This is a genomic window from Paenibacillus sp. Soil522, from assembly GCF_001428245.1.
Taxonomy (GTDB): Bacteria; Bacillota; Bacilli; order Paenibacillales; family Paenibacillaceae; genus Pristimantibacillus.
In genome coordinates this window covers 109,150-136,027 of record NZ_LMRV01000001.1, presented here as the reverse complement: position 1 = coordinate 136,027, position 26,878 = coordinate 109,150, and the positions used below count along the sequence as shown (strand labels likewise).

Sequence of the window (26,878 nt, the reverse complement as noted above, 5' to 3'; positions counted from 1 at the left end):
TTTATTTCAATTGATTGTTACTCCTACTTCAGCCCGCTTGCCTCGGCTTTGCTTTTCAAACGTTTATATTTCTCAGCATACTTGCTGACGCTGTGTACGACGGTCGCATGCGACCAGGTGAGCGGCGCTACGGATAATGGAGAACCGTCGTATGGATTAAGCTGCTCCGGCAGCAATCCGCTTTTGAGCGCATGATCAGACACCCATTGCAGCGTATTGCGAGGTCCTTCGAGCTCTTCAAGCGTCTTAGCTGAATCTATCTCAAAGTTGGCTACCCAAAGCGTACAAATAATCCACGGGTTGCCCGGAACCTTATCGATTTCACCGGATTGCTGGAAGTAATAATCGTTCGTATAACGAGCGATACCTCCAATATGAGTCTTGACTTGCAGCCCTTCCTTGATCGCCGTCATCGTCTGCACGACACGGTAATCATCAACGGGAAGCACGCCAAATTCAAGAACGCCGAACAAGCTGCTCTCTAGCGTCATATCCTTAACCCAACGATTATCCTTCTGAATAAGGCCTCGTGCGAACCGGCCGGTTTCCTCATCCCACAGATGAGTAATAATACCCTGTTTGATAGCTTGAGCCGTGCTTTTGTAATGATCGCTGCGTTCGTAATCTCCGAATAAATCCGTAAAAAAAGAGGCTGCCATCAAACCGCCGTATACGGAAGCTGCCGTATAGGTCCAAATGCCGTAGCGTTCTTCCCATAAGTCGTAGCTCGGCTTCGGCAGCGACAAGGAATGCTCCATATACGAGCTCAAAAAAGTTGCAGCTTTCCGAATTAAGTTGCTGTATAAAGATTGCGGCAGCTCGATGACCTGATTTCTTGAGTAGTCCTTCCACAAGGCGAACAACACAAGCGCCGTCTCATCCTCCTGAATCGGCAATCGTCTGCTGCCCTGCACAATATACGGATGCCAGCTAGAGCCTACCGTACCGTCCGGATTGTATTTGTGATACAAATAACCTTCCGGGGATAAGGCTTGCGCGCAAAAATGAAAGAATGGTGCGATGACGCTCTGATATCCTGCCATTGACATCGCGTCAGCAATAAGAGCGCCGTCGCGCGGCCACATATAGCTGTAATGATCGCGATTGTACTGTAAAATATCGGTATCATTCGCAGCCAATATGGCCCCGCGCTCATCGACCTGCGTTCGAACGAGCAGCAAGCTTTGCTTGAACATCTTCACAACATCATACGGCAAATCTCCAAGATTGGATTCTGCGCGGCGAAGCCAATGCTTCCAGTAAATGACGACTCTGCTGAGCAGCTTCTCCGGATGATTCTCTTGTACGTATTGGTTCAGCTCTTTTACTTCTTCAAGGTTCTCGCCGATTGACATCCAATAGTAAATCGTTTTATCTCCGTTTGGAGGAAGGATCGTGCGGAAGCTGATCGTACTGTCAACGGAGCCTTGGGCAATAGAATTGCCCATGAGTACGCCATCCTCCGCATCTCGCCAAGTTCCTTCTGCGGATTGAAACCTTTTGATACCTGTCGAATACTGGGTCATGCCGCCTTCATCAGAGAAGCCGTTGAACATAAAATAATTGTTCCGCTTGTAATGATAAAGCGTATGGTTTTCCGGATAATAGACGGCGGTATCGCCAACCTCCGTTCCATCGATCATCAAATCCTGATGGAAAAACAAGCGAACTTCTCTCGTATCGTTTGTTTTGTTCCGGATGACAACGCGCTTAATGTAAATGCACTCGCGTTGATGAATCCCGTCGTTCATGTGAAGCTCAATGCCTAAACCATGATGCTTAGCTGTAATATTTGTTACTAAGGAATCCTCGATATAATCTAGATCAAACTTCCACTCCGGCTCATCCAGCCAGGTAAAAGCACCTTCCACCCACAAACCCAAGCGGCAATACTGTCCGCCCACATGATTTAGCTGTCCAACAAACGGATAATAAATATCCCGAATATAACAGTGTTGATCCAAATTAAGGAGCATCTTTCCGTTGCCGATTACAAGATGACGGGCCATGGCTCTTTCTCCTTTCGATGCGGTACAAGTTGAGAGTAAACGGATATATAGGCTTTTGCGGAACGGTTCCAGCTATAATCCTCTTTTTCACCGTTACTCACGATTTGCTTCCAGACTTCCTCATTACGGTATAGCGCTAACGCCCTGCGTACGGTATACATATAATCGTGCGCATTGTAATTCGTGAAGCTGAAGCCATTACCTTCGCCAGTATATTCGTTATAGGCTTGTACCGTGTCCTTAAGTCCCCCAGTCTCTCGAACAATCGGGACGGAAAGGTAGCGCAACGCAAGAAGTTGGCTGAGACCGCAAGGTTCGAACTGCGACGGCATCGCAAACATATCCGAGCCTGCATAAATGCGGCGTGCCAGATTATCGTCATAGCCTATCCACACTGCAACCTTATCGGGATGACGATAAGCCGCATCATTGAAAAAATGCTCATAGCGCCCTTCACCGGCACCTAATATAACAAATTGAACGTCCTCTTCTAGCAGCTCCTCAAAGGTAGCCGCAATAAGATCAATACCCTTCTGTTCGACTAATCGGGTTACGATTCCAATCAGCGGTATTTCCTCGGATTGTGGAAGCCCCAGCTCGCGTTGCAGCTCCACTTTATTTTTCCGTTTGCGGCTGAGCGAGCTTCTATAAGGAACCGCTAACGCGCTGTCATTCATAGGATCAAACAATTCATCGTCGATGCCGTTCACAATTCCGGTTAAGTCCCATGAACGGTAACGCAGCAGAGGATCCAGCTTTTCACCAAAGTATTCAGTCTGAATTTCCTCAGCGTAGGTCGCGCTGACCGTCGTCAGTTTGTCCGCATAAACGAGACCGCCCTTCATGCAGCTCCCGGCACCGTAAAAACCCAAGCTATCGGTTAGAAAATACTCATCGCCTACGCCAAGCAAATCCTTCATTTGATCGATGCCGAATAAGCCTTGGTATCTCAGGTTATGAATTGTAAATACCGATTTGGTGTAAGCCCAAGCCGGATCGAAGTAGTGTTTCGTCTTCAGGAGGAACGGTATAAGCCCGGTTTGCCAATCATGGCAATGAACGATGTCAGGATGGAAATCCATGTAGCGTACAGCTTCCATCACCGCAAAGCAGAAGAAAATAAACCGTTCCGCATCATCACCGTAGCCGTAAAGCCCTTTTCTCCTAAAATAAAACTCGTTATCGATTAAATAATAAGTAACTCCGTCAAGCTCAGCCCTCAACAATCCGCAGTATTGATTGCGCCAGCCAAACGATACGGTAAAATGAGTGATTTGCTCGAACTGCCCGATGAGCGAATCAGGAATTTCTTCATATTTTGGTAATACAACTCTGGTATCAACGCCCCGCTTATTCAGCGCCTTAGGGAGCGCCCCTGCAACGTCGGCAAGTCCCCCCGTCTTCGCTAGTGGAACCGCCTCAGAGGTTGCGAACAAAATGTTCATAGGATTCTCCTTCCTTATTGACGCCGCATGAGCGCTTGCATCAACCCAATTGGAAACTGCTTTCGACTTCCTATTGCGTTAAAGCGCATTTTTCGCGGCACAAACTAACTGTTTTTTTGTATTTTGGCTAAATTGACAACATCGAATTAAATAATTTTTCGTTTTCCGGCTAAGAAAGGAGAACTTGCGGCGCCCCGGATATCGCGGTCCGCTTCTACGCGAACATCTTTATCTAAAATGCTGTGCTGCAAAAAGCTGTTCTCGCCGATAACCCCATTTTGCATGACGATGCTATTACTAACGATGGCACCCTTCTGAACGTGCACACCGCGGAACAATATGCTGTTGATGACGGTACCTTCAATGCGGCAGCCGTTTGCAATTAGCGAATTCGTAACTTTGGAGCCAACTAAATAACGAGCCGGCGGTTCATCCTTGATCTTCGTAAAAATCGATCCCGGCTGGTAGAAGAGTTCCGACCATACATCGGGGTCAAGCAAATTCATATTATTGCGGTAGTAGCTGCTCAGCGTATTCACAACGCCCAAATAACCTTCATACATGTATCCATAAACTTTCAACTTGTCGAGTCTAGACAATATCGCATGGCGAACCAGGTGATCCTGACCTTGGGCAAGAGAAGTTTCTACTAGATCCATGAGCAAGTCCTTGCGCATGACGTACATTTCCATAGAGCTGATATCGCTGGACATGCGGCCGTAATGATCTTGGATTGCAGTAACTCGGCCTTCCTCGTTTAGCTTCACCTTACGGGCTTTGCCCGCAAACAGATCCTGCTGCTGCTGCTTGCATACGACCGTAATATCGGCTTCCCGATCCAAATGGAATTGAATAACCTTCTCAAAATCGATGTTGCACACCATGTGGCTGCGAGTAATAACCACATATTCTAACGATGAGCGGTTAAAATAATCGCGTTGCTGATAGAAATGATACAAATCCCCGCGGCTGATCTCTTGGATATCGTCAGTCGCTGGCGGAAGCACGAACAATCCGCTTTGGCGATGCTGCAAATCCCAATGCTTACCCGATCCCAGATGGTCCATAAGCGAACGATATTTCGTATGGGCGAATACTGCGACCTTCGAGATGCCTGAATTAACCATGCTTGATAATACAAAATCGATTAAGCGGTAACGCGCGCCAAAGGGCACAGTAGCAAGGCAGCGGCCCGCCGTTAATCCTTCAAGCTCATCAGTCTCGTGAATTAAATTTATAACGCCCATGACTTTATGCTTCATGAGTGCTCAACCTCCTGCAGCATATGATCGTTTGTCACGAATTGGTCGACAGCAATGACCGTAATGGCACTATCATCCGGGCTTCCGATTGTAACACCCGCTTCGATGACTGCCCCTTCACCAATAATAGCTCTATATATGCGCGCTCCTTCACCAATGCGTACATTAGGCATGATGACAGACTCGGATATCAATGAATTTTTTTCGACTTTAACACCATAGAACAATACAGATCGATCTACGACGCCCTCAATCTTGCAGCCTTCCGTAATTAAAGAAGCGGATACTTCTGCCGTAGCCCCGATATGCTGAGCCGGCTGATTAGGGCTGACCGAGTAAATGCGCCAGTCGGAATCCGCAAGCTCAAGCGGCGGCTCCTCCGCGATCAGATCCATGTTTGCTTCCCATAAGCTTTCGATCGTACCGACATCCTTCCAATATCCCTTGAACGGATAAGAGTGAAGTCGTTTGCCGTCTCTCATCATGGCAGGAATAATATCCTTGCCGAAATCATGATTGGAGGTACGGCTTGCCTCATCATAGATCAGATACTTTTGGAGCTCGGACCACGTGAAAATATAAACGCCCATTGATGCGATATTGCTTGTCGGATTTTTCGGTTTTTCTTCGAACGCGGTTATACGATCCTCATCGTCGATGTGCATAACGCCAAAGCGGCTGGCTTCTTTCCAGTCCACCTCGATGCCAGCGATCGTCACGTCAGCGCCAGAGCGCTTATGATGATCCAGCATGAGCTCGTAATCCATTTTATAAATGTGATCGCCGGAAATAATAAGAACATATTCTGGATTATAAGGTTCAATAAAGGACATATTTTGGTAAATCGCATTCGCCGTTCCCTTGTACCAAACGCCACCCTTTTGCTTCATGTAAGGCGGCAAAATAGTCATGCCCCCATCACGGCGGTCAAGTCCCCATGGACTTCCAATACCAAGATAACGGTTGAGCTCGAGCGGCTGATATTGCGTTAAAACGCCTACCGTATCAATGCCCGAATGTGCGCAATTACTTAAAGTAAAATCAATAATTCTGTATTTACCACCAAAATAGACAGCTGGCTTAGCTAAATCTTTAGTAAGTACGCCTAGCCTTTTACCTTCGCCTCCTGCGAGCAGCATGGCTATCATTTCTTTTCGGCACATGGACACCAACTCCCTCTCAATGTTATACCCTCGGTTCTAATGTAAAATACTGGAACGTAAGGGGTGGTAAGTGCAGCATAATGCTTTGATCCTGACCGTGCCAAGCGACGTTTTCACTGCTGTAGCAAAGCTTTGTTTGTGTTTCCGTTCCGCCAAATTGCTTGTCGTTACTATTTATGAAAGAGCGATAAGAACCTGGCTCTGGAACACCGATACGAAATTGCTGGTAGTCGTTTCTGGAAAAATTAGCAATTATTATCGAAAAACCCGAATTTCCACGGCGGATAAAGGATATGACTGATTGCGCCGCATTATGAACATCGATCCACTCGAAGCAATCAGGTTCACTGTCCCGCTCCCAAAGCGAGGGCTGATTTAAATACATGTGATTGAGCGTTCTCACATAATGGTGCATGTGCTGATGCGAATCGTAATCGAGTACCATCCAGTCCAGCATATCGGCATCTTTCCATTCGTCATACTGGCCCCATTCACTGCCCATGAATAACAATTTCTTGCCGGGATGGGACATCCAAAACCCGTAAAACAGCCGCAATTGCGCGAATTTTTCTTCATAGCTTCCAGGCATTTTGTTTAATAGAGAGCGTTTTCCGTGTACAACCTCATCATGTGATAGAGGCAAAACATAGTTTTCAGAAAAAGCATAAAGGAGTGAAAATGTGATGAGATGATGGTGGTGCGGACGATCGTACGGATCTAGCTCCATATAGCGCAGCATATCGTTCATCCAGCCCATATTCCATTTAAAATTAAATCCGAGGCCGCCTTGATAGGTTGGTGCTGTAACACCTGGCCATGCGGAAGAATCTTCAGCAAGCATTAGTGTATCGGGGTAATAATGAAACACTGTTTCATTAAGCTTCTTAATGAAGCGGAGCGCATCTAAGTTGTCAGGACCGCCGAGGTAGTTGAAAGTGTGCATTTCTGGCGGTTTATCCATATGTAAATTAATCATGCTAGCGACAGCATCAACACGCAAGCCGTCGATATGATACATATCCATCCAATATAACGCATTGGAAATGAGAAAGCTAACAATCTCGTTTTTGCCAAAATCGAAGGAAAGCGTCCCCCATAGCGGCTTTTCAGCCCGGTTAGAATCAGCACCCTCGTAAATCGGCGTTCCATCAAAAAGACGCAAGCCGTGATCGTCCTTGCAGAAATGTCCGGGCACCCAGTCCAAAATAACACCGATTCCGTACTCATGACATTTGTCAACAAACCGCATCAGTTGCTTTGGCGTGCCGTACCTGCTCGTTACGCCATAGAAACCCGTTATCTGATAGCCCCAAGATTGATCTAGCGGATGCTCAGCAATTGGCATTAGCTCGATATGCGTATAACCCATTTCCGCTGTATAAGGAATCAGATCGTCTGCCAATTCTTCATAGGTATAATAATCTTCTTTGCCTTTGATTTTCCAAGAGCCGGCATGAACCTCATAAATGAGCAGCGGGTTGGTAAAAGCCGGAAGCTCTCGCTTCTTCAGCTGCCAATCGCCGTCACCCCATTCATAACCGCTTAAGCTTGATACGATTGATGCCGTTCCAGGCCGCCGCTCAGCATAGAATGCATAGGGATCGGCTTTCCGAATGATGTTCCCTTCAGGCGTAACGATCTCGTATTTGTACATTTCACCTTCATCGATATTCGCAACGAATAAGGTAAATATACCTGTGGTGCCAATCCGTTTCATCGGATGATGCTTCCCGTCCCAATTATTGAAACCGCCGATAACTCGAACTTTTGCTGCATTCGGTGCCCACACTGTAAATCGAACTCCGTCAATACCGTCCATTTGGATCAGATGCGCACCCATAAAACGGTAGCTGTGGTAGGAGCTTCCTTCGTTAAACAAATATAAATCCTTGTGTGATAAGCCGTTAGGTGCCTTTTGAACCATACGTGGTTTCACCCCCTCTTGGATGTCAATGATGAGTCAAAGTCAGCTGAGCCAGAATCACTTTAACCACATTATACATGGTTTGTTGAAAAATAACACAGTCTTTTTCATAGATTTCGACAGGTTAATTTATTCCATGTCATATAAAGTAACATGAATCTAACACGTGCCTATGACTCGTTGAATGTAATAGTGTTTGGCACAATAACCTTTCGTAATTGACATTTTAGGACAATTCACCCATTTGCAATTCGAGACTTGCTTAACCGGGCGAGGTCTTACGGTATGAGGATCGCCGTGACGCAGCAATCGTTGATGATGCATCGCGCACAAATCCTTGGCTTTAATCGGCTTCATACAGTTTTCAATGCTGCAGTGGTTCATATGTCATTGTCTCCCCTGATTGTTTGCCTATTTGCTCATACCTGCTCGGTGCAAATGTCTGCTATCATATTATAGGGAAACTGAATTAGAATAAAGTCTCATATACGTTAATTACGGGCGATTTAGATCAAAATAGACACTATTTGCACGTTCTATGTGCGAATTAAGCTACCGAGTTTAATTAATTAAACTTAAATAGTCATTTGATTTGCAACGAAAATGTCAAATTCATGGGGTTGTTTGTCTACATCGGCTATTTTATACTTTTACTTATTTGTTAGGAAGTTGAATGCATTTTAGAGGAGTGTCATGTATTGTCGATTTACCGCAAAATTTATCAAATGATGGACCAGCCTATGCTTCTAATGAGCCAGAGCGATCGCAAAGTGCAAATCGATGATGCGAACCATGCCTTTCTTCGATTATCGGGCTACACACTCAAGGAGCTGCAATCCAAGCCAAGCAGTTGTTTACTACAAAAATATAAGTTTGACGCTTCAAGGCAGGTGTTAAAAAGTGAAGTCATCCTATATACGAAGCAAAAGCGCCAAATACCCGTACGCATCGATCAACAGCCGCTGCCAAAAAGCAGCAAGGATGATTCCAATCGGGCCTTCATCATTTTTGAGGATCTGACTCCCTACAAGTGGATTGAGCAGCAAACGGAGAGAAATAAAGTGTTGATTAGCGGCATCGTTGACAGCCATCAGCGCGTTCGTTTATTGAGAGCCGGCCCGGCTCCCCTGTTATTTGAAGCAGACCGAAATATGAAAAACGAAACACTGCTGCAATTCATTACCGATACGGAGCATGGCCCTATGAAGAAGGTACTAAAGCAGGCCTATTTGTCGAAAAAAGAGTGCTGCTTAAAGCTTAAAACAAATAAGCTTAGCGGCATCGAACTTGAGCTGTCCCTAACGTTCACACCTATTTTCGACGGATTCGGCGAAGTGTTGGAATTTGCATTTGTCATCTGGGGCTTTAGCCCCGTAAACGACAAAGCCGAAGCCTCGATGAAGCTGCGAATATGGATGGCCAAAAGAGACATAACGGCCGGTCATTTATCTGCTTCAACCGGCATTTCGATTCAAACGATCTCCAAGCTTCGCAACGGAAAAATATTAAAGCCCCAAAGACTCACAGCAGAGCTGATCGCTTCGGAGCTTCAGGTTGATGTTCATGAAATTTGGTCGGAAGTTAGAAAATAAGACTACCGTATAAATGCAGTGAGCTCATGGGTATGAAAGAGATGAAGCTCATGCATCGCTCTCGTGCAAGCCGTGTAAAACAGCTTCCTTTCACTTGCACGTCCATAGAACTCATTGCTTGCATTGCTAATGATGACAGCATCAAATTCGACACCCTTCGCCAAATATGATGGAATGACAATAGCTCCTTTTTCAAAGGTAACCGTTTCTTTCTCGATAAGACGCAATTCAGGAAGATGCTTCTGCAAGGCAGAAAACACGCGTTTACTCTCTTCAGCCGTTTTACAAATGACCGCTATCGATTGATAGCCCTGTCTTACCAATTGATCGATTCGTCCTTTCATTTCTTTCATTAGCTCCGAATGATCAGCCACCTTGGTTATCGTCGGCTCTTTGCCATCCCGATTGAAGGGCTCAATCTGATCGCCGCCTTCAATCATCCGGCTTGTGAACGCCACGATAGGCTTCGTTGAGCGGTAGCTTCTTGTCAGTACGATCTTCTCCGTTTCTTCCCTGCTATACAGCTCCGATAAAGGTTCAAACCCGTTACCCGCGACGGCATGCGCAAAAATCGACTGATTCAGGTCACCAAGTACGGTCATTTTACAATTCGGGAAAATACGTTTAAGGTAATGATATTGGAACGGCGAATAATCCTGCGCCTCATCGATAAATAGATGTTTAACCGATGTATTCGTATGAAATCCTTCAAGTTTTTCCTTCAAATACAAATACGGTGTCGCATCCTCGTAAAAAATAGTTCCGCTATTCAGCTTTACAATAGTTTGCTCACTTATTTCCTTCCACTTGTCAGGAAGCTGATGCTCTGCCGCTTTTAAACACTCCAGCATAGACCGATTGTTCTCGAACAAACGCTTATAAATCGCCGGAACATCCAGAAATAATAAACGCTTCACGCGTCTGCGCAGCTTTTTGAACCTCTCCTGTACAACCATTGCAGCCAAATAGTCCCGTTCCGCTTCAAAATCATCAAATGAATGACCCGCAAACCGGTTTTTCCGCTGCAGCTCCTCATAGGCTTTCGCATATGCCTCTTGATCGAGCAGCTCAATATGCTCCTGCACCCAATCCTGCTCGCGCTCCTCGCGGCTTAATCTCGTTAACTCCTTCAGCATCCATTCCGCTGTTAAACGCATACGGTTGCCGATCGAAACCGATCGATCCCATTTATAAAATTGCTCAGCAATAACCGATTCGGCAATCAACGTGCGGCCTTTAAACGTGACGGCTTTAAACGCTAAGCCCGCATGACCGAGTTCTGCCGCGTAACCATCAATCAAATGCATGAAGGATACTCCGGATTTGTAGGTGATAGCAGCTATTCTCGTCCCATACCCCTGATCGTTAACAGCAGCCAGCGTATATTCCATCTGCGAAAAAGGATCCTCAAGCGCATACGTTTGGCCCAGCCTATGTTCAAGGTATTGCTGATAGGTGGTTTGCTGCATATTTTGCTCACCAAGCTCTGGCAATACGGTTGCCACGTAGCTGTTAAACATCGGATTTGGCGAGAATAGCACGATTTGATCGGCATTAAGCAACCCCCGGTAGCGGTAAAGCAGATAGGCTACACGCTGGAGCGCTGCGGACGTTTTACCGCTTCCCGCTGCTCCCTGCACGATAAGCAGCCTTGCCCGTTCGTTGCGGATAATGCGGTTTTGCTCCCGCTGGATCGTAGCTACGATACTTTTCATTTGGGCATCGGACTGTTTGCCTAAAACCTCCTGAAGCAGCTCATCTCCGATTGTGACGCCCGTATCGAACATGCTGCCGATTTGACTGTTACGAATAATAAATTGACGTTTGAGCGACATTTCACCAACAATTGTCCCGCTTGGCGTTTCATATTGCACCGGTCCCGGACCATAATCATAATACAGGCTGGAGACTGGCGCCCGCCAATCATAAATCAAATACTCATAGCCGCTTTCATCCAGCAGTGAGCCGACACCTAAATAAATTGGCTCCGATTTTGATTGACCTCTCTCCATCAGATCGATTCTTCCAAAATACGGAGAACGCTCCAGCTTTAATAGTGTTTTAAGCTGCTCCTCCGCATGCCGGTGGCTTCTTTCACGCTCCGAAAGCACCTCCGCTTGCTGCTTCATGCTTGCATGCGATTCTGCAGATTCTGTCGGATCTTCGAAGTTAAGAGTAACATCGTCCCAGAAATTTCGACGAATATCGACAATATCCCCGCGCATGCCTCCAACCTGTTTACGTAATTCTTCTATCCGAAAACGTATAATACCCGTTACGTCATCTACACGCTGCTGCTCTTGCTGCAGTTCATCATTAGGATTCGTCATGAGATCACTCCTTAACTCATTAGTAAAGATTAAAAAAACATACCATGTTATAAAATGGCATCATCCATTCTACCATCTTCTTCTCACCAAATAAAACGACGGTAAAGAAAAACAAAATATTTAAAGCTATTTTTTGAATATTTTTTATTGTGAAGGGTGCAAAAGCGGGACTCCCTGCAATCAGGCATCCCGCTTTTGCATACTGTTATGGCATAAATCCAATATCATCGAGCATAACTTTCCCGGGACCATTGACGAACCGGAACGTAATCCGGTTAATATCCCCGGCTGTAATCGGCCTGTTATCAGGGCCAAACTGCTCAAGCGGCAGCATGTAGGTTTGAAATACAGGTTCTGTAGACTCCTTGTACTTTTCCTTCTTCATCCGTTCTTCAAGCCAAGACAAGTTCATAAACGCCGTGTAAACGGACGGTGGAACAGGCATAATATCGGCAAGCTCCAGCTTCCTGCTGACCCCCTGGGTAGTTGTAAGCTCTATCTCTACAGCTGGCAACGGCGGCAGTTCAGTCTCCACCGCAGCGGAGTTTGCCGTTTCTGCCCTTCCCTTAGGGGAGATTAGATCGCGTTCCAGATTCACCATAGAAAACACAAGATTTCCTTTCATTAGCCCATCCGCTTCCGCACTCGTAACGGATGAAATCTCCAGCTCGTACTCTGCGCCAGGTTCCTTCCACTCCAGCTCGATTCCTTTTGTTCCTTTGTTTTTCCCGTCGCGGTCCTCTGCAGCGGCGATCTGCCATGACTTCATACCGGCAGCGCTGGCCTTACCGCCATCCTTAAGCACAGATTTGCGTTTTCCATCGTCGTAGCGCGCAATTTCGGTAAAAGCCGATTCTTCATATCGATTCGTATACAATGTGTCTGGCAGCCAAGCCTTTCCTAAGCGATAATCCTTAAACAACGGTTTATATTTCTCGTTTCCAAGCAAGGTTGCTTGCAGGAAAGCTGACACATACACCTTAGATATTTGGCGCTGCTCATCAGCCTCCAACAGTTGTTTGCGGTTTAGGAACAAGCCGCCGGGCGGGCGTTCGTCCATCCTTCCCCATTCTGAATTGAACTGACTATGGTTTGCATCCGCAATATATAACGCTGCTTTAAATTTTTCAGATTGCTCCTTGAACGTCGTTCTGATGAACTGACGGTCACCATAGAAATTGTTTACATCTGCATCTCTGGCTCCTTGAAGCGTCAAGTAATTTACATCCGATAAGCGGGCCGATTTATCGTCAACTTGTTTATCGGTTGGGGCAATCGCAACAACAGATTCGATGATAATGTCGTTTAGGTTGTCCAAAGTTTTATCATCCTTAAACCATCGTTCCGCATCCGCCGCCATGGCAACGGCCTGCCCGCCGCGCGAATGGCCGATCAAAGCGACATGCTTCAAATCAACCCGCCCGGCAAAGGGATTACCCGCCGCTTCGCTTAGCTGCTTGATTTGCTTTAAATGCTTGAGCAGCATCCAAGCCCGCAACTTCATATCATCGTTCGGTATCCCCGACCAAACCGAGTAGTTAAGAAAATTTTCATCAATAGAGATCGCAATGATGCCTTTGCTCGCAAGCAGTTCACCCAGGTAGCTGTATCCGCCATCAGAATAGTCCTCCATAAGATGATTCCCATGAACAATTAATGCGATCGGAAACGGTCCGAGGCCTTGTGGCATCCATACGCGCCCATTTAAGGGCAGCGCATGCTCATCAAACCCCCAAAACCAGGTTTTGAGTTTTGACCATTTCTTAATATAGGCAGACGCATCAGCTGACGCGGATTTCACATTCACCTCATCTCCGAAAATCGCTCTATGCTTGTCCTGCCCGCTCCCATAAGTGAAAGCCTGAAAAGAGAAATTTCCCTGCTCAGCTGGATTAGGTAAGTTTAATGAAGCGGTGCTTTCATCTGTTAGTTCGTTCTGCGCCGCCTCTCTTTGCGGTACGACGGCCGGTCCAGGCCAGTCAACCAACTCATAAGCCGCTGCTGCTGCAATTGAGAACCCAAGTACAAGGATAAGCTTGTTCCTCGGCTTTATTTTCAGTTTTAATAAGCAGCCCAATAAACTGCCGGCTAAGGCACCAATAAGCGTGAACGCCAACGAACCAACAATCGACATAAGCACACCCAACTCGGCATAATAGAAGATCAAATAAGTCTCGATTGTAACATACAACCATACAGCGGCAAATCTTCGAGGCAAGGGCAAATAAATGAGACTAAAAAAGAATGATAACAATATAGCAGCAATGCTCATAGCAGTCGCATTAAGCGTTAAAAAAACAATAATATCTACGGCAGTACCTAATCCGGTCGGCATACCCAGTACGGCAACCAGCATCGCTAATGAACCAAATAATGCGGTGCTTCCGGCAGCGACCCGCCATACGAAATAATCCCGGTCATTTCTGATTGTAAAGCGGCTGCTAAACCATGCTTTAATTTTTTTCCATCTGCTTGGTTCAGGAAGCTGCTGCTCCAGTTCTTGTAAAGCTAATTCCATAAAGCCCCCTTTACGGACAGCCAGTTTCTCCCGTCTCGCCTTAAAAGCTCAACCGGCACTTCAAAAAAATCGCTCATCAGAGCTGATGTCAGCACGTCCGATGTATGATTAGCAGCGAAAACTTGCCCTTCCTTTATTAATAGCGTCTTCGTAAAGCAAGGTAAAATTTCTTCGACATGATGCGTTACATATATGATCGTAGGAGCATTCTCCTCCGCCGCAACGGTGCCGATCATCTGCAGCAATTGCTCGCGCGCAAACACATCAAGACCTGTGCACGGCTCATCCAAAATAAGCAGCTTAGGCGATGCCATTAGCGCCCTTGCAATGAGTACCCGCTGCCGTTCTCCCTGAGAAAGGGTATCATAAGTACGTTCCATTAAGGCTGTACAGCCAAGCAATTTCATCAACGCTTCAGCGCGGCCTAAATCCTTGGTATCAGTCTGGTCATAAAGCCCAATGGTTGCAAATTTACCGCTAAGCACAATCTTCAATGCGGTTTCACTGCCGTACAGCTTCTGCTGCAGCGATGTGCTGACCCAGCCGATGCTTTTGCGAAGCTCGCGCAAATCATATTCGCCGAAGGTTTTGCCAAGCACTGACATGCTGCCTTCGGTCGGCCATATGTAACCATTGATCATATTCAGAAGCGTCGTTTTTCCTGAGCCGTTTAACCCAAGCAGACACCAATGCTCCCCTTCTTTTACCGTCCAGTTCATATTTTGCAATATCAATTTATGATTTCGATTCCATGAAACGTTATGGATGTCTATCACCATCTTTAACTCTCCCGTCCGTTGACATTTATCATTTTCACAAATTTGACTTGGCATATAATATCGACCATTATAATAGTACAACCTTTTACATTCCGAAACCGTCTCATCTGACCATTACATTTATGCATATTTGTTATTTCAGGAGTGATCTGCACATGAAAACTAACCAACTAAAGCAATGGGCTCATTTTTTTTTAACTTATAAATTTGCTCTTGATGCCGTCGAAACGAAACTTAACATTTTAAATGAAGAATTTCAATTTATTCACGACTATAATCCAATCGAGCATATGAAAACCCGAATAAAAGCGCCGGAGAGCGTTATGAAGAAGCTGCAGCGCAAGGGACTCGATATAACACTTGAGGATGCAAAAGAGCATATTCGTGATATAGCCGGCGTTCGCATCATTTGTTCCTTCTCCACCGATATTTATCAAATCGTAGATATGATCAGCAAGCAAAGCGATGTCCGGGTCGTTGAGATCAAGGACTACGTAATCAATCCAAAGCCTAATGGCTACCAAAGCATTCATTTGTTAATCGAAATACCTGTTTTCCTTACGGATCGAACGGAGAATGTCCTTGTAGAAATTCAAATCCGGACGACCGCCATGGATTTCTGGGCAAGCCTGGAGCATAAGATCTATTATAAATTCAATGAACAAATTCCGCCACATATTCAGGAGCAGCTTAAAGACTCTGCCGATATGATCCATTTGCTCGACAGGCAAATGCTTGCTTTGAACGTAGAAGTACAAAAGCATCGCGAGCAAGCCCTGAAATAAGAAGAAGCTCCAGCCCGATACCCGGGATGGAGCTTCTTCTGCGTTTAGGTTACAGCATAGTAAAAGGGCACGATAATTAAATTTAATGCCATTGCAATAATCCCGATCGCCATAGACCAACCGCCGAGCCCGCGTGCGCCTTGCCGGTAAGCGATGAAGCCAAGCACTGCAGCTGTAGCTCCAAGCAACAACGGCCATATAAACCATGACGCAATTGCAAATACAAGCGAAACCCAGCCGAGCGCGTAGCCGCCCGAACGTGCTTCTGTCCGCTCCGCTCGTTCCACGTGCCGTTCCTCTCCCCGCTCCGCAACAACTGGATTGCTGATTGCAAAATCAGCAGCCATTTCTTCATTTACGTCTAGCAAGTCGTCCTTCCCCACAACTGGATGGCTTGCATGTACTGATCGATCTCGTTCATCCAACAATTGTTTATAATCGTCTTCATAATTTCCCATCGACCATCACTCCTTCGGTTTAAAGGTCTGGCAGCATGTTACCTTGGATGTCTTTGCTTGGTCCTGATGGAATAAGCCTAGATCATCTGCAGCAAATTCTTCATTGAAATTAGCACTTGCATGCTGATCAATTTCAATTTGGATTTCACTTGCGCCGCAGTTATTGCCTTCCTTCCAGAAGCTGCAGTTAGCTACACTACAGGCCACGCCATTTGGCATAAAAAAATCACCTCCACTATCAAGTTTCCCTGACAGGAGGTGATTCATTCTGCCTTATTTTTGTCCTTGCATGCGACGCTGTGTCATGTAGTCATTTTCGTAGTAGGCCAATTCGTCACGCAGCTCCTCGAAAATTTTTGAAACGTTAAGTACGATATCACGTGAATCACGGTTTGGCTTGAAACGGAATCGAATCGCATCCTGACCGGTATATGCATAACGGCCATCTTCGGAATAGCATTCATTCTTTGGATAGAAAAACGCGCTTACGCAATGATGGTAAACTTCATACAGCACGCGTTCCGCATAATCCGTATCGAAATTGGGCCTTCTGAGCAATACTCCCAGCTTTTCAACCGAGACTTCAGAAAACACCAATAAATGTCTCAAATCAGATAACAGGCCTTTGTAAAAAGTTTGGGCTTCTTCGCCATTATCCTCTCCGGTTAATTGAATCAAAGCATTGTTATTCAGAAACGGTTCGAGTTGACTTACCGCGTCCTTTAGCTTAGTGCGGGTTGATTCAGTAAGCTCTTTGACGTTAGCAGTTGGCATATAGGTAATTCCCCTTTCATAATCCAAACACACGTAAAAACTACAATCATCATTATCGTACCACAAATTACAATGAAGTGGTACTGGCGTTTAACTCTTTTGGTCGCATATTTTCTGCGTTAAAATCCGATTCTATAGATTAGACTTAGCTCTAATTAGAACGATCAATGGAGGTTTCAAGCATGCCGAGAAAATGGATTGGTGCCCTTACAATTTTAGCCTTAGCCGCCCTGCTTATACCTACGACGCCTATATTCACACCAAAAGACATCAAAAATACGCCGCAAACGTCAAGCTTCTCAGCTAAGCGGGAACATACGCTCAAAATGGCTGCCTTGCAAAATGATATGAAAGCAACTGCCATGCTATGCCAGGCAGAATGCTCCAAGGACTTTCAACAGCTGATGAGCGCAAGCGGGGGCTCCAAAACAGAAGCTGTTCAGCAAATTAAACATTTGATGCATGAGCATATGCACATGACCTACATTAGCTGGATATCGGGCAAACGGAGCGTTAACCGCGGCACTCTGCCGCAAACAAAGAACCGGCAAGCCGAATCATATGTCGCAGATGCCAAAGCCCAAGTTAGCAAGGGTGCCAAATTTGAATCCCCTGCCTTCACAGCGAAGGATGGCAGCCGCTACATGGTGCTTGGCGTACCTGATTCCAAGCATCTCAGTATCGGCGTTGTCGGTGTTATTAAACAAGATATTTTAAAATCTGTTGAAAAGCACCAAATGCGTAATCTTCGGTTAATCCCTTATCCGGCAGAGGGGAATTACAAAATAGAATCCGTAAAGCCTAATTCAACGACCGATATGGCTGTCCGCAGCGGCGAAGACAACGGCAACGCAAGCCACTATCATGTTCGCGATGTCGTTGTCCATTTCGCCAAGCCGCTCTCCGGTGCTGAGCTGAATCGCGTAAAACGAGATATCAATGCGGAATCGGTTAAACATATCGGGGACACGTTCGTCTTCCGCTCCAAAAACATCGAAACGGATCAGCTTGTTCAATATTTCAAGCAAACATGGAATACGGAATACACAGAACCGCATTACTTATACTTGACGAATGAAACTGCGAATTCCATCGTTCCAAACGATGCTCTTTACTCGGAATATCAATGGAATTTACCGTCCATCGAAACAGAGAAGGGCTGGACCGTATCCAAAGGAGACGGCAAAGTCATTATCGCGGTGCTTGATACTGGCGTACAAAGCAATCACCCGGATTTAAAAGGAAAACTAATACAAGGCATTAACATTGTAAATGAAGATACTGATCCGGATGACGATGTCGGTCATGGAACACATGTCTCTGGGATCATCGGCGCAACAGTCAACAATAGTGAAGGCGTAGCCGGCATATCTTGGTATAACAAAATTATGCCTGTTAAAGTGCTGGACAGCAGCGGCGCCGGCTCTACCTATTCCGTTGCTCAAGGCATTATTTGGGCCGTTGATCACGGCGCGAAAGTCATTAACATGAGTTTAGGCAACTACGCGCAGGCTGACTTCCTTCATGATGCGATTAAGTATGCTTATGATCGTGACGTAGTCATGATCGCAGCCAGCGGCAATGATAATACGGATCGGCCGGGTTATCCTGCAGCTTATCCGGAAGTATTCGCTGTCGCAGCAACGGAAAGCAATAAGGAAAAGGCTTCTTTCTCAAATTACGGCGATTATATTGACGTCGCAGCCCCTGGAGACAGTATTGCCAGCACCTATCCTGGCAGTCAGTATGCAGCATTGTCGGGAACGTCAATGGCGAGCCCGCATGTCGCTGCGCTTGCCGGATTGATTCGTTCCGTCAACCCTGAGCTTTCCAACGTCGAGGTTATGGAGCTTATGAGGAAATCGACTATTGATTTGGGCGCTAAGGGCAAGGATGATTATTTCGGATACGGTGAAATTGATGTCGACAAAGCTCTTCGAGCCGCTTCGAAATTTGGAGGCGCGCTGCAAACCTACCCGGATCAGGTTAAACGCAGGCTGGATCGCATCGTGTCCAAATACGAAAAGTAATTATCAGCTGACACAATAAAGCACCCTTCGCAAGCGAAGGGTGCTCTTTGCTTATGTGTAAAGTCGTACGGAAAGTTTGTCGTAAGCCGGGTTCTGTACTTCTAGTGGTTCAAACGGGAACGACCCTCCCACGAGGAAGCGACAATCATCTATCTAGGCCGCACATTACTGTACGGCTCCAGCAACCAACCCGGACGCGCCTCAGGCTAAGGCTGCAGCGTAAAGCTGCGGCGTCCTCTCGGTCTTGCTCCAGATGGGGTTTACCAGGAACATAGTCACCTATGCTCCTCGTGGTCTCTTACACCACGGTTCCACCCTTACCTGTGCCGGCTAAAAGCCGGCCATCGGCGGTCCATTTCTGTGGCACTATCCTTCAGCTCGCGCTGACTGGACGTTATCCAGCATCCTGCCCTGTGGAGCCCGGACTTTCCTCTCGCGGCAACAAGGCCGCCAGCGATTGTCTGTCAAACTTTCCTTGGTATCGTTAAGTATACAAGTTATTTCACAAAAGCTCAACCCTGAAACGAATGCCAACTTATCCAAATTTATTTATTCGTATATTATACAAACGTAAACGGCTCCGTATTTAAGACGGAAGCAGCAGCCGACGTTTCATATTTACTGCTTATCAGCTGCTTATTAAGCCAATCGGCGACCTGCTGCTTCATGACCTTCTCTATGTTATGACCCGGATCAATAATCGTCATACCCGCCGCAAGCGCGTCGTGAGCCGTATGATAATCGATATCTCCGGTAATGAGCACATCCGCTCCGGCAAATACAGCATGACGTACATATCTGGCTCCGGCGCCTCCGAGTACAGCAGCCTTGCGTACCACCTGATCCAGCGATCCGACTACGCGGACTGCCGGAACATCGAATATCCTCTTTGCCTGCTCTGCAAGCTCGCCAAGCGTCACCGGCTGCGAAAGTTTGCCTGCCCGGCCGAGTCCAAACGAACGTCCCTTTAAATCAATGGGATACAAGTCATAAGCGACCTCCTCGTAAGGATGCGCTTTAAGCATCGCCTGTACCGCTTTGCGATGAATGCTGTAGGGCACAATCGTTTCAATCCGTATTTCATCAACTCGCTCCAGTTTGCCTTGTGCGCCAATATAAGGAGCCGTTCCCGGTCCAGGAACAAATGTCCCTGTGCCTGATATATTGAAGCTGCAATTGCTGTAACCGCCAATCTCTCCCGCTCCTGCGCGCCAAATCGCTTGCAGCACTTGCTCGTGATGACTTTCCGGAACGAATACAACAAGCTTGTACAATTTATCCATGTGCACCTCTTCTAAGCACTGACGTCCTTCAGGAACGATGCCAACAAGGTCAGCAAGCCAATCGTTGATTCCCCCGTCCGTCACGTCGAGATTCGTATGGGAAATGTATACGGCAATGTCATTTTTAATAAGCTTCTCATATAAACGGCCTGCAGCTGTGGACGTATCCAGCTTAGCCAGCGGACGATAAATAATGGCATGGTGAGCGATAATCAGCTCAGCGCCTTGCTCAATAGCTTCATCGACTACGGCGTCCGTTACATCTAGCGCGACCAAAATATTCTTAATCGGCTTATTCAACGTGCCCAGCTGAAGGCCGATTTTATCATTCTCAACCGCATAATGCTTTGGAGCAAGCTGTTCCATTAGCTGTATTACGGTGTGACCGTTGGCAAACACTGCAAAACCTCCTCAATCACGTTCATCTCCGCTTGGAATTGTTCAAGCTTAAGAGCGGATTCCGCAAGCTCAGATGCGGCAAGCTGCTCGCAAATGCGGTCAAGCTTGTTCATCTCATGACGCCATTTTTTGAACAGCGCAGGCTGTGGATCGCGAAGTAAATGCGGTCCCATTTGCTTCAAAACTTTAAATAAATTTTCATCCTGAAGCTCAAGCCTCAGAAAATGACCATCGTACAGCTCTAGATTGCGCGATTTAGCATCGGATGCTCGAACCGCATGCATAACTTCGTATATTTTCCCGTCTTCTTCAACGATGCTTTCCGATTTTAAATACCAATTGTGCTTAAGCAGCCATCCACGCACCACTTCTTCGCCTACATTTGGCTGCAGCACAAGCTCCATGACCCCGTCCAGCTTCCCGGCTGCATGTCCTGCCTCCAAAATATCGCACATTAAGCTGCCGCCCATTCCGGCGATTGTCACAGTATCAGCTTCACCGGGCTGCAGCACATTTAAACCATCTCCTTGTCGCACAGTAAGGCGCGCGGTAAGACCTGCATCCGCTCCCTGCTTTCTTGCCGCCTCGAAAGGGCCGCGATTCAGCTCTCCTGCAATGGCTGAAGGACATTTATCGATTTGGAGCAAATATACGGGAAGCATCGCATGATCGGAGCCGATGTCGGCAACACGCGAACCCGCGGTTACGTAATCTGCAATCAGCTGCAGACGTCTAGAAAGTTTTAACATTATACAATCCACACCATCCATTTTTTTCGCATTGAAAATAGTATACCGCCGCCCAGCGCTATTTTGAAAAGGAGCTGCAGCTGTAGCCAAATCGCTTCATCCACAAACATCGCATACAGCTCAGGCATAAACCAAACCAGCGCACAGGTTAAGAAAAGAACCGCTGATACAGGCTTAGACCAGCGGTGAACAAACCAGCTGCTCCAGCCGAACAAGCAAGCAAGCGGCAGCCAGTAAAGCTGAATCTCATACCATTTTGAATCCACCATAAATTGCGACAGCAGCCATGCATAGACGAGAATTGCCGCTAGCCATCCGCATAAATGGAGCACAGGAATGCGGGCTGCTATTCCATAGACCACCCAAAAAAGCGAGCAAAAGGCAAGCAGACCCGTTTTCCAGACCCATTGATCGATATTATGCACATTCAGCATGTACACCCCGCCGCCAAGGAGAAGGAGCATGCCAGTGCTTGATAATGCTAGTCCTGCCGCCTCGTTACGAGCCCGAAGACGCTGCCCGATCCTTAGAAAAACAGCCACTGCGCTGACTATGACCGCCATTTGCAATAAGGGATGAAATTCGTTAAAATAAAGCACAACAAAGGAAATTAAGGTAAAAGTTCCAAATGTAAGCAACCATTGCAAGCCAGTTGCCCGCTGTACAGCAGCAATTGCTTTACCTACTGTATGATGCTGTTCTTTGTTCGTATGGATCGCATCTTGATCAGCATATAAATTCAGCAGAAAGTCACAATACTGATCCGGCAGCAGCTTACTTCGCCGCCAATGATCAATTTCTTTCACGATAATTTGCCGACGATCCTGATTCATAAAATCCCGTTATCCTTTCGGTCTCGGCTTGCTTGTTTCCAAGCCCATATGTATAAGGTCTGCATTTTAGAAAAAAGACCTCGCTGCGCGTGCAGAAAGGTCACTATTGTTAAATCATAAAGTTTTATTCGAGGAAATCCTTTAAACGCTTGCTGCGGCTTGGATGACGCAGCTTGCGAAGAGCCTTGGCCTCGATTTGACGAATACGTTCACGCGTAACACCAAAGACCTTGCCAACCTCCTCGAGCGTTCTTGTGCGGCCATCATCGAGTCCAAAGCGAAGACGCAATACATTTTCTTCTCTTTCGGTCAACGTGTCGAGCACATCCTCGAGTTGTTCCTTAAGCAGCTCATAAGCAGCAGCATCAGCCGGAGCCAGCGCTTCCTGATCTTCGATGAAATCACCAAGATGAGAATCATCTTCTTCCCCGATTGGCGTCTCGAGCGATACAGGCTCTTGTGCGATCTTCATAATCTCGCGAACCTTCTCGGTGCTCAGTTCCATCTCCGCTGCAATTTCCTCCGGCGTCGGTTCCCGGCCGAGCTCCTGCAGCAACTGACGGGATACCCGGATTAATTTATTAATCGTTTCCACCATATGAACCGGAATCCGAATTGTACGGGCTTGGTCAGCAATTGCACGCGTAATAGCTTGACGTATCCACCAAGTTGCATAGGTACTAAACTTGAAGCCCTTCTGATGATCGAACTTCTCAACCGCTTTGATAAGGCCCATGTTCCCCTCTTGAATCAAATCAAGGAACAACATTCCTCTTCCGACATAACGCTTCGCGATACTAACTACGAGCCGCAGGTTTGCTTCCGCAAGTCTCCGTTTTGCTTCCTCATCGCCATTTTCGATTCGCTGTGCAAGCTCAACCTCATCATCCGCAGAAAGAAGCGGAACTCGGCCTATTTCCTTTAAGTACATCCGTACCGGATCATTAATCTTTATACCCGGCGGCAATGCAAGATCATCATCAAAGTTGAAGTCGTCCTGCTCGCGCTCTTGCTCTTCCCCTTGGGCAGCGAGTGGATTTTCTTCATCATTTTCGTTCAGTACCTCAATCCCAAAATCATCGAGCTGTTCGAAAAATTCATCAATTTGTTCCGGGTCTTGATCAAAAGGAGCCAACTTATCCATAATTTCTTTATACGTCAAAGAAGATCTCTTCTTGCCTTGCTCGATCAGTTGATCCTTCACATGATCCAGTTTTTGTTCGGTATCTAGTTCAGTATGTTGATCATTCGCCATATTCCGACTCCCTCCCCCCTAGAAACGATCTTCCTGTCGCCCTCTAAGCTGTCTTTCTAGGGTTATAATCTCACTTGCTATTTGTGCTGCTGCCAAAAAATTTCCGGTGCGCTCAGCACGCACCATCTCTTCCTTCTTACGTTCAATATCCCGATATTGCGGAACTTTTATAATATCCTGGATATAAGCGTCCATCGTCATTTCATCGAACGGGAAGTCACCGTCCATCATCAGAATAGATGCAGCTGCGCGCTCTAATCGGTCATCGTGCAGTGTTGCAATAAATCGGCTGACATCCGGATCGTAGCCCTGTGCAAAATAAGCGTATAAATAAGCAGCAAGCGCTGCATGATCCTCTACATTGAACGCATCGCCTAGCCGTTCATGAACCGCTTTCGCCACTTCCCGATCTCGCATCATAACATGCAGCAACCTTCGTTCCGCATGCGTGTATGCGGGCATAGGTGTAGGCGGTCCAGACTTTCGGGGCTTTTCATTCCTACCATTATTCCACGAATTGTCGTTATTATCCCCTTGCGGTTTCTTTTTTTGCAGCTCCTGTCTGATTTGATTACAGTCCTGCTTCAAAGCATCAAGGGAGATTTCAAACTCTCGGGAGATTTCCTTTAAGTAGACCTCGCGTTCCGTTGAAGAATCCAGCTCAGCAACAATTTGTACCGCTTCAAGCAGATAGTTCTTTCTGCCTTCTTCTTTTAGCAGTATATGGTTTTTCCTTGAATATATAAGCTTAAATTTTGTTACCGATACCGGCTGATCGATCATTTCCCGCAAGAAAGCTTCCGGACCGTATTCACTTATATAATCGTCGGGATCCTTTCCTCTCGGAAGCATCGCCACCGATACCTTCAGGCCTGCGCTCTCAAGCATCGGAATTGATTTGAATGCTGCTGCTTGTCCTGCATCATCACCGTCGTAGCAAACGATGACCTCTTCGGCTTGCCGTTTAAGAATGGCACAATGTTCCTCCGTCAGTGCCGTTCCCATCGTCGCGATACCGTTTTTCACGCCAGCGCTCCATGATTTGATGACGTCCATGTAGCCTTCAAACAATACGACTTGCTTGCTCTTGCGGATGGCTGGCCGCGCATAATGCAAGTTGTATAGTGTCCTGCTCTTCGCAAATAGCATCGTCTCCGAGGTATTCAAGTATTTCGGCTGTCCTTCGCCTATAATGCGACCCGCAAACGCGGTAGCTTTGCCGTCTCGATCCCTAATCGGAAACATAATGCGATTGCGAAACCGATCCACATACCCGCTCCCGTCAGATTTTGCCGAAAGCAATCCGCCTTTTTCCATTAGTGCCAGATCAAAGCTTCGATTCGTTAAAAACCGTGCAAGCAAGTCCCACTCTTCCGGAGCATATCCGATCATAAAATGATCAATCAGCTTATCACTTAAACCCCGCTCCCGTAGATATTGCTTTGCAGTCTGCCCTTGCTTCGTGTTGTTCAGCACATGATGATAAAGCTTGATCGTGAGCTCATGCGCTTCAATGATCTTGGCTCGGTCCGCATCTTGCGGCGTGGATTTATTCTCCCCTAACGAAGCCCATGTTACGGGCATTCCTGCATCCAGCGCCAGCACTCGAACGGCTTCAGGAAATGAATAGCCTTCCATTTCCTCAACAAAACGAATAACGTTGCCACCCTTGCCACAGCCGTAGCAATGGAAAATTTGGAGCTCCGGCGTGACCGTAAACGAGGGAGTCTTCTCCGAATGGAACGGACATAACCCCTTCATATATTTGCCGTGCTTCGTGAGATGAACATATTTCCCGACCGTCTCTACGATGTCATAATGCTTGCGTACCGCATCAATGACCTCTTCCGGTATTTTATTACCGTATGTCATCGTTCATCACCTTCATCCTAGTAACACGTAAATAATATTCGCTATACTTCATGGTTCTCCTGCTCATTTCGCAAAACTTTTGTCAACTTTTGTTGAAAACGATCGCGATCGTCATTATTCATCGCTTTCGGGCCTCTTGTTTTGCCACCGGTACGCCTGCGCTTAGCAAGCTCATGTCTCCGCTCCATCAAATAATCGATGTTTTCATCCGAGTATTGCTCCCCCCTGGGAGACAATACGATAGCGCCTTTGCCGATCGCTATGCATGCCAGTCCGAAATCCTGCGTTACGACTATATCTCCGCGTACAATATGGTTCACGATGTACAAATCAACGGATTGATTACTCCGATCCACCTGTACGATATCAACGCCTGGCTGCGGCTCGAGCCGATGGTCATGAGAAGCAACCATTAGCACGCGAACCGAGAAGCGTCTAGCCGTTTCGCCTATTTCTGCTTTTACCGGACATGCATCCGCGTCGACCACAATAGTAGGTTGCTCTTGTCGAATATGAGATCACCGCTCGAATTCAAATTCTTATCCTGTACTATTATATACGGCATAACCATAAAAAATCCTGCCACCTGCCATTAAGGCATCCGCACATATTCCATTATCAAGCTTGCCGTTTCTTCAACGGCTCGATGCGATACGTCAATTACGACACAGCCGAGCTGCTTCATTATCGTATCGGCATAGTGGAGCTCTTTTTCAATACGGTCTGGCGTTGCATAAGAAGCGGTGTTAGGCAAGCCTAATGCTTTGAGCCGCTCTTTCCGGATCGTATTCAAGTAAGGTACCCCGATCGTCAGTCCAATAACTTTGCGCTTTGGAAGCTTAAACAATTCGTCAGGCGGCTTCAGCTCCGGTACAAGCGGCACATTCGCAACCTTAAACTTCTGATGCGCGAGATACATAGATAAAGGCGTCTTCGACGTGCGCGACACGCCCACCAATACGATATCCGCTTTCAGCACGCCCGACGTGTCTCTTGCGTCATCGTATTTAACCGCAAACTCGACGGCTTCGACCTTCTTGAAGTAATCCTCATCAAGCACATGATTGAGGCCGGGCTCCTGACGGGATTTGCGCCCGGTACGCATTTCAAGCGTTTCTATAAAAGAACCCAATAGATCGATGGCGGCGACGCCGTAGATTTCAGCCTGCTTCCGCATGCAGTCACGAAGATGCGGAATGACTAACGTATACAGCACGATGGCATCGGCTTGCTTGGCTTGCTGCACGATTCGCTGCAAGCTTATCTCATCTGTAACAAAAGGAGCTCTGCGAATATCCGTGTTGATCGGATGAAACTGCGCAATCGCCGCACGTACAACAAGCTCCCCCGTATCCCCGGCAGCATCGGATACGACATATACGATTACTTCTGTATTAGATTGAGTCATTGATCCATCA

The 26,878-nt window shown here is 46.7% G+C and carries 21 protein-coding genes and 1 other RNA gene; 3 read left to right on the top strand and 19 right to left on the bottom strand.

The features are described from left to right. Positions 1 to 23 precede the first annotated feature (23 nt). From ASG81_RS00620 to glgB, 5 genes are all read right to left on the bottom strand, one after another. On the bottom strand, positions 24 to 2,009 hold the full coding sequence (locus ASG81_RS00620) for a glycoside hydrolase family 15 protein (protein ID WP_056627587.1): 1,986 nt from the start codon (positions 2,007 to 2,009) through the stop codon (positions 24 to 26). Beyond that, a complete protein-coding gene (gene glgA, locus ASG81_RS00615; protein ID WP_056627584.1) occupies positions 1,991 to 3,454 on the bottom strand; it encodes a glycogen synthase GlgA in 1,464 nt (487 codons plus the stop codon). Before glgA ends, ASG81_RS00620 begins: the two co-directional genes overlap by 19 nt. Positions 3,455 to 3,600: 146 nt before the next feature. Then, complete coding sequence (gene glgD / locus ASG81_RS00610; RefSeq protein WP_056627581.1) at positions 3,601 to 4,716, bottom strand: glucose-1-phosphate adenylyltransferase subunit GlgD; 1,116 nt, start codon at positions 4,714 to 4,716, stop codon at positions 3,601 to 3,603. Beyond that, positions 4,713 to 5,879 (bottom strand): glucose-1-phosphate adenylyltransferase, encoded by a 1,167-nt coding sequence (locus ASG81_RS00605; RefSeq protein WP_056627578.1) that lies wholly within the window; start codon positions 5,877 to 5,879, stop codon positions 4,713 to 4,715. Before ASG81_RS00605 ends, glgD begins: the two co-directional genes overlap by 4 nt. 22 nt (positions 5,880 to 5,901) lie before the next feature. Continuing rightward, positions 5,902 to 7,803, bottom strand: coding sequence for a 1,4-alpha-glucan branching protein GlgB (gene glgB, locus ASG81_RS00600; RefSeq protein ID WP_056627572.1), 1,902 nt, complete (start codon positions 7,801 to 7,803; stop codon positions 5,902 to 5,904). 698 nt (positions 7,804 to 8,501) lie between these two features. On the opposite strand from glgB, the gene ASG81_RS00595 reads away from it, so the two are divergent. Beyond that, positions 8,502 to 9,395, top strand: coding sequence for a helix-turn-helix domain-containing protein (locus tag ASG81_RS00595; RefSeq protein ID WP_056627569.1), 894 nt, complete (start codon positions 8,502 to 8,504; stop codon positions 9,393 to 9,395). A 2-nt stretch (positions 9,396 to 9,397) separates the two neighbouring features. Here ASG81_RS00595 and helD read toward each other — a convergent pair whose 3' ends face one another. From helD to ASG81_RS00580, 3 genes are all read right to left on the bottom strand, one after another. Beyond that, positions 9,398 to 11,725, bottom strand: a complete 2,328-nt coding sequence (gene helD / locus ASG81_RS00590) for an RNA polymerase recycling motor HelD (RefSeq protein WP_056627566.1) — start codon at positions 11,723 to 11,725, stop codon at positions 9,398 to 9,400. Positions 11,726 to 11,930: 205 nt separating this feature from the next. Next, the gene (locus ASG81_RS00585) at positions 11,931 to 14,243 is read right to left on the bottom strand and encodes a hypothetical protein (protein WP_056627563.1); all 2,313 of its coding nucleotides are present in this window, start codon (positions 14,241 to 14,243) and stop codon (positions 11,931 to 11,933) included. Continuing rightward, complete coding sequence (locus tag ASG81_RS00580) at positions 14,234 to 15,022, bottom strand: ABC transporter ATP-binding protein (protein ID WP_081417041.1); 789 nt, start codon at positions 15,020 to 15,022, stop codon at positions 14,234 to 14,236. Before ASG81_RS00580 ends, ASG81_RS00585 begins: the two co-directional genes overlap by 10 nt. 155 nt (positions 15,023 to 15,177) lie before the next feature. Between ASG81_RS00580 and ASG81_RS00575 the strand changes: the two genes are divergently transcribed. Next, positions 15,178 to 15,807, top strand: a complete 630-nt coding sequence (locus ASG81_RS00575) for a GTP pyrophosphokinase (RefSeq protein WP_056627559.1) — start codon at positions 15,178 to 15,180, stop codon at positions 15,805 to 15,807. 44 nt (positions 15,808 to 15,851) lie between these two features. Here the strand turns inward: ASG81_RS00575 and ASG81_RS00570 are convergent, their stop codons facing one another. From ASG81_RS00570 to ASG81_RS00560, 3 genes are read right to left on the bottom strand one after another with little or no spacing between them, the layout of a single operon-like run. Next, complete coding sequence (locus ASG81_RS00570; RefSeq protein ID WP_056627557.1) at positions 15,852 to 16,265, bottom strand: hypothetical protein; 414 nt, start codon at positions 16,263 to 16,265, stop codon at positions 15,852 to 15,854. A gap of 6 nt (positions 16,266 to 16,271) precedes the next feature. Next, positions 16,272 to 16,484 carry a DUF1540 domain-containing protein gene (locus ASG81_RS00565; RefSeq protein WP_056627554.1) on the bottom strand — a complete coding sequence of 71 codons (213 nt, stop codon included), beginning with the start codon at positions 16,482 to 16,484 and terminating at the stop codon, positions 16,272 to 16,274. A gap of 54 nt (positions 16,485 to 16,538) precedes the next feature. Beyond that, positions 16,539 to 17,039, bottom strand: coding sequence for a YpuI family protein (locus tag ASG81_RS00560; RefSeq protein WP_056627551.1), 501 nt, complete (start codon positions 17,037 to 17,039; stop codon positions 16,539 to 16,541). A 182-nt stretch (positions 17,040 to 17,221) separates the two neighbouring features. Between ASG81_RS00560 and ASG81_RS00555 the strand changes: the two genes are divergently transcribed. Next, positions 17,222 to 19,069, top strand: coding sequence for a S8 family peptidase (locus tag ASG81_RS00555; protein ID WP_056627549.1), 1,848 nt, complete (start codon positions 17,222 to 17,224; stop codon positions 19,067 to 19,069). Between the two features lie 67 nt (positions 19,070 to 19,136). On the opposite strand, the gene rnpB is transcribed toward ASG81_RS00555, so the two are convergent. The 8 genes from rnpB to ASG81_RS00520 all read right to left on the bottom strand — a co-directional run bounded on the left by rnpB (position 19,137) and on the right by ASG81_RS00520 (position 26,868). After that, an RNA gene (rnpB, locus tag ASG81_RS01830) (RNase P RNA component class A) lies at positions 19,137 to 19,542 on the bottom strand. 87 nt (positions 19,543 to 19,629) lie between these two features. After that, positions 19,630 to 20,751, bottom strand: a complete 1,122-nt coding sequence (locus tag ASG81_RS00550; RefSeq protein WP_056627547.1) for a Nif3-like dinuclear metal center hexameric protein — start codon at positions 20,749 to 20,751, stop codon at positions 19,630 to 19,632. Continuing rightward, the gene (locus ASG81_RS00545) at positions 20,727 to 21,500 is read right to left on the bottom strand and encodes a tRNA (adenine(22)-N(1))-methyltransferase (RefSeq protein WP_056627544.1); all 774 of its coding nucleotides are present in this window, start codon (positions 21,498 to 21,500) and stop codon (positions 20,727 to 20,729) included. The genes ASG81_RS00550 and ASG81_RS00545 overlap by 25 nt, the downstream gene beginning before the upstream one ends. Beyond that, positions 21,500 to 22,333: a hypothetical protein gene (locus ASG81_RS00540; protein WP_056627540.1), complete on the bottom strand. Its 834-nt coding sequence runs from the start codon at positions 22,331 to 22,333 to the stop codon at positions 21,500 to 21,502. Before ASG81_RS00540 ends, ASG81_RS00545 begins: the two co-directional genes overlap by 1 nt. A 124-nt stretch (positions 22,334 to 22,457) precedes the next feature. Beyond that, the gene (gene rpoD / locus ASG81_RS00535; protein WP_053376806.1) at positions 22,458 to 23,588 is read right to left on the bottom strand and encodes an RNA polymerase sigma factor RpoD; all 1,131 of its coding nucleotides are present in this window, start codon (positions 23,586 to 23,588) and stop codon (positions 22,458 to 22,460) included. An 18-nt stretch (positions 23,589 to 23,606) separates the two neighbouring features. After that, positions 23,607 to 25,460 carry a DNA primase gene (gene dnaG, locus ASG81_RS00530; protein WP_056627537.1) on the bottom strand — a complete coding sequence of 618 codons (1,854 nt, stop codon included), beginning with the start codon at positions 25,458 to 25,460 and terminating at the stop codon, positions 23,607 to 23,609. A gap of 41 nt (positions 25,461 to 25,501) precedes the next feature. Next, positions 25,502 to 25,951, bottom strand: a complete 450-nt coding sequence (locus tag ASG81_RS00525; RefSeq protein ID WP_056627534.1) for a YaiI/YqxD family protein — start codon at positions 25,949 to 25,951, stop codon at positions 25,502 to 25,504. Positions 25,952 to 26,052: 101 nt separating this feature from the next. Beyond that, positions 26,053 to 26,868 carry a pyruvate, water dikinase regulatory protein gene (locus ASG81_RS00520; RefSeq protein ID WP_056627531.1) on the bottom strand — a complete coding sequence of 272 codons (816 nt, stop codon included), beginning with the start codon at positions 26,866 to 26,868 and terminating at the stop codon, positions 26,053 to 26,055. Positions 26,869 to 26,878: the final 10 nt, after the last annotated feature.

Bases quoted from the DNA above. Each gene is read 5' to 3' on its own strand.
- glgA (WP_056627584.1), bottom strand. From the start codon at position 3,454: ATGAACATTTTGTTCGCAACCTCTGAGGCGGTTCCACTAGCGAAGACG.
- helD (WP_056627566.1), bottom strand. From the start codon at position 11,725: ATGACGAATCCTAATGATGAACTGCAGCAAGAGCAGCAGCGTGTAGAT.
- dnaG (WP_056627537.1), bottom strand. From the start codon at position 25,460: ATGACATACGGTAATAAAATACCGGAAGAGGTCATTGATGCGGTACGC.
- ASG81_RS00560 (WP_056627551.1), bottom strand. From the start codon at position 17,039: ATGCCAACTGCTAACGTCAAAGAGCTTACTGAATCAACCCGCACTAAG.
- ASG81_RS00620 (WP_056627587.1), bottom strand. From the start codon at position 2,009: ATGGCCCGTCATCTTGTAATCGGCAACGGAAAGATGCTCCTTAATTTG.
- glgB (WP_056627572.1), bottom strand. From the start codon at position 7,803: ATGGTTCAAAAGGCACCTAACGGCTTATCACACAAGGATTTATATTTG.
- glgD (WP_056627581.1), bottom strand. From the start codon at position 4,716: ATGAAGCATAAAGTCATGGGCGTTATAAATTTAATTCACGAGACTGAT.
- ASG81_RS00540 (WP_056627540.1), bottom strand. From the start codon at position 22,333: ATGAATCAGGATCGTCGGCAAATTATCGTGAAAGAAATTGATCATTGG.
- ASG81_RS00585 (WP_056627563.1), bottom strand. From the start codon at position 14,243: ATGGAATTAGCTTTACAAGAACTGGAGCAGCAGCTTCCTGAACCAAGC.
- ASG81_RS00565 (WP_056627554.1), bottom strand. From the start codon at position 16,484: ATGCCAAATGGCGTGGCCTGTAGTGTAGCTAACTGCAGCTTCTGGAAG.
- ASG81_RS00605 (WP_056627578.1), bottom strand. From the start codon at position 5,879: ATGTGCCGAAAAGAAATGATAGCCATGCTGCTCGCAGGAGGCGAAGGT.
- ASG81_RS00575 (WP_056627559.1), top strand. From the start codon at position 15,178: ATGAAAACTAACCAACTAAAGCAATGGGCTCATTTTTTTTTAACTTAT.
- ASG81_RS00570 (WP_056627557.1), bottom strand. From the start codon at position 16,265: ATGGGAAATTATGAAGACGATTATAAACAATTGTTGGATGAACGAGAT.
- ASG81_RS00545 (WP_056627544.1), bottom strand. From the start codon at position 21,500: ATGTTAAAACTTTCTAGACGTCTGCAGCTGATTGCAGATTACGTAACC.
- ASG81_RS00520 (WP_056627531.1), bottom strand. From the start codon at position 26,868: ATGACTCAATCTAATACAGAAGTAATCGTATATGTCGTATCCGATGCT.
- ASG81_RS00555 (WP_056627549.1), top strand. From the start codon at position 17,222: ATGCCGAGAAAATGGATTGGTGCCCTTACAATTTTAGCCTTAGCCGCC.
- rpoD (WP_053376806.1), bottom strand. From the start codon at position 23,588: ATGGCGAATGATCAACATACTGAACTAGATACCGAACAAAAACTGGAT.
- ASG81_RS00580 (WP_081417041.1), bottom strand. From the start codon at position 15,022: ATGGTGATAGACATCCATAACGTTTCATGGAATCGAAATCATAAATTG.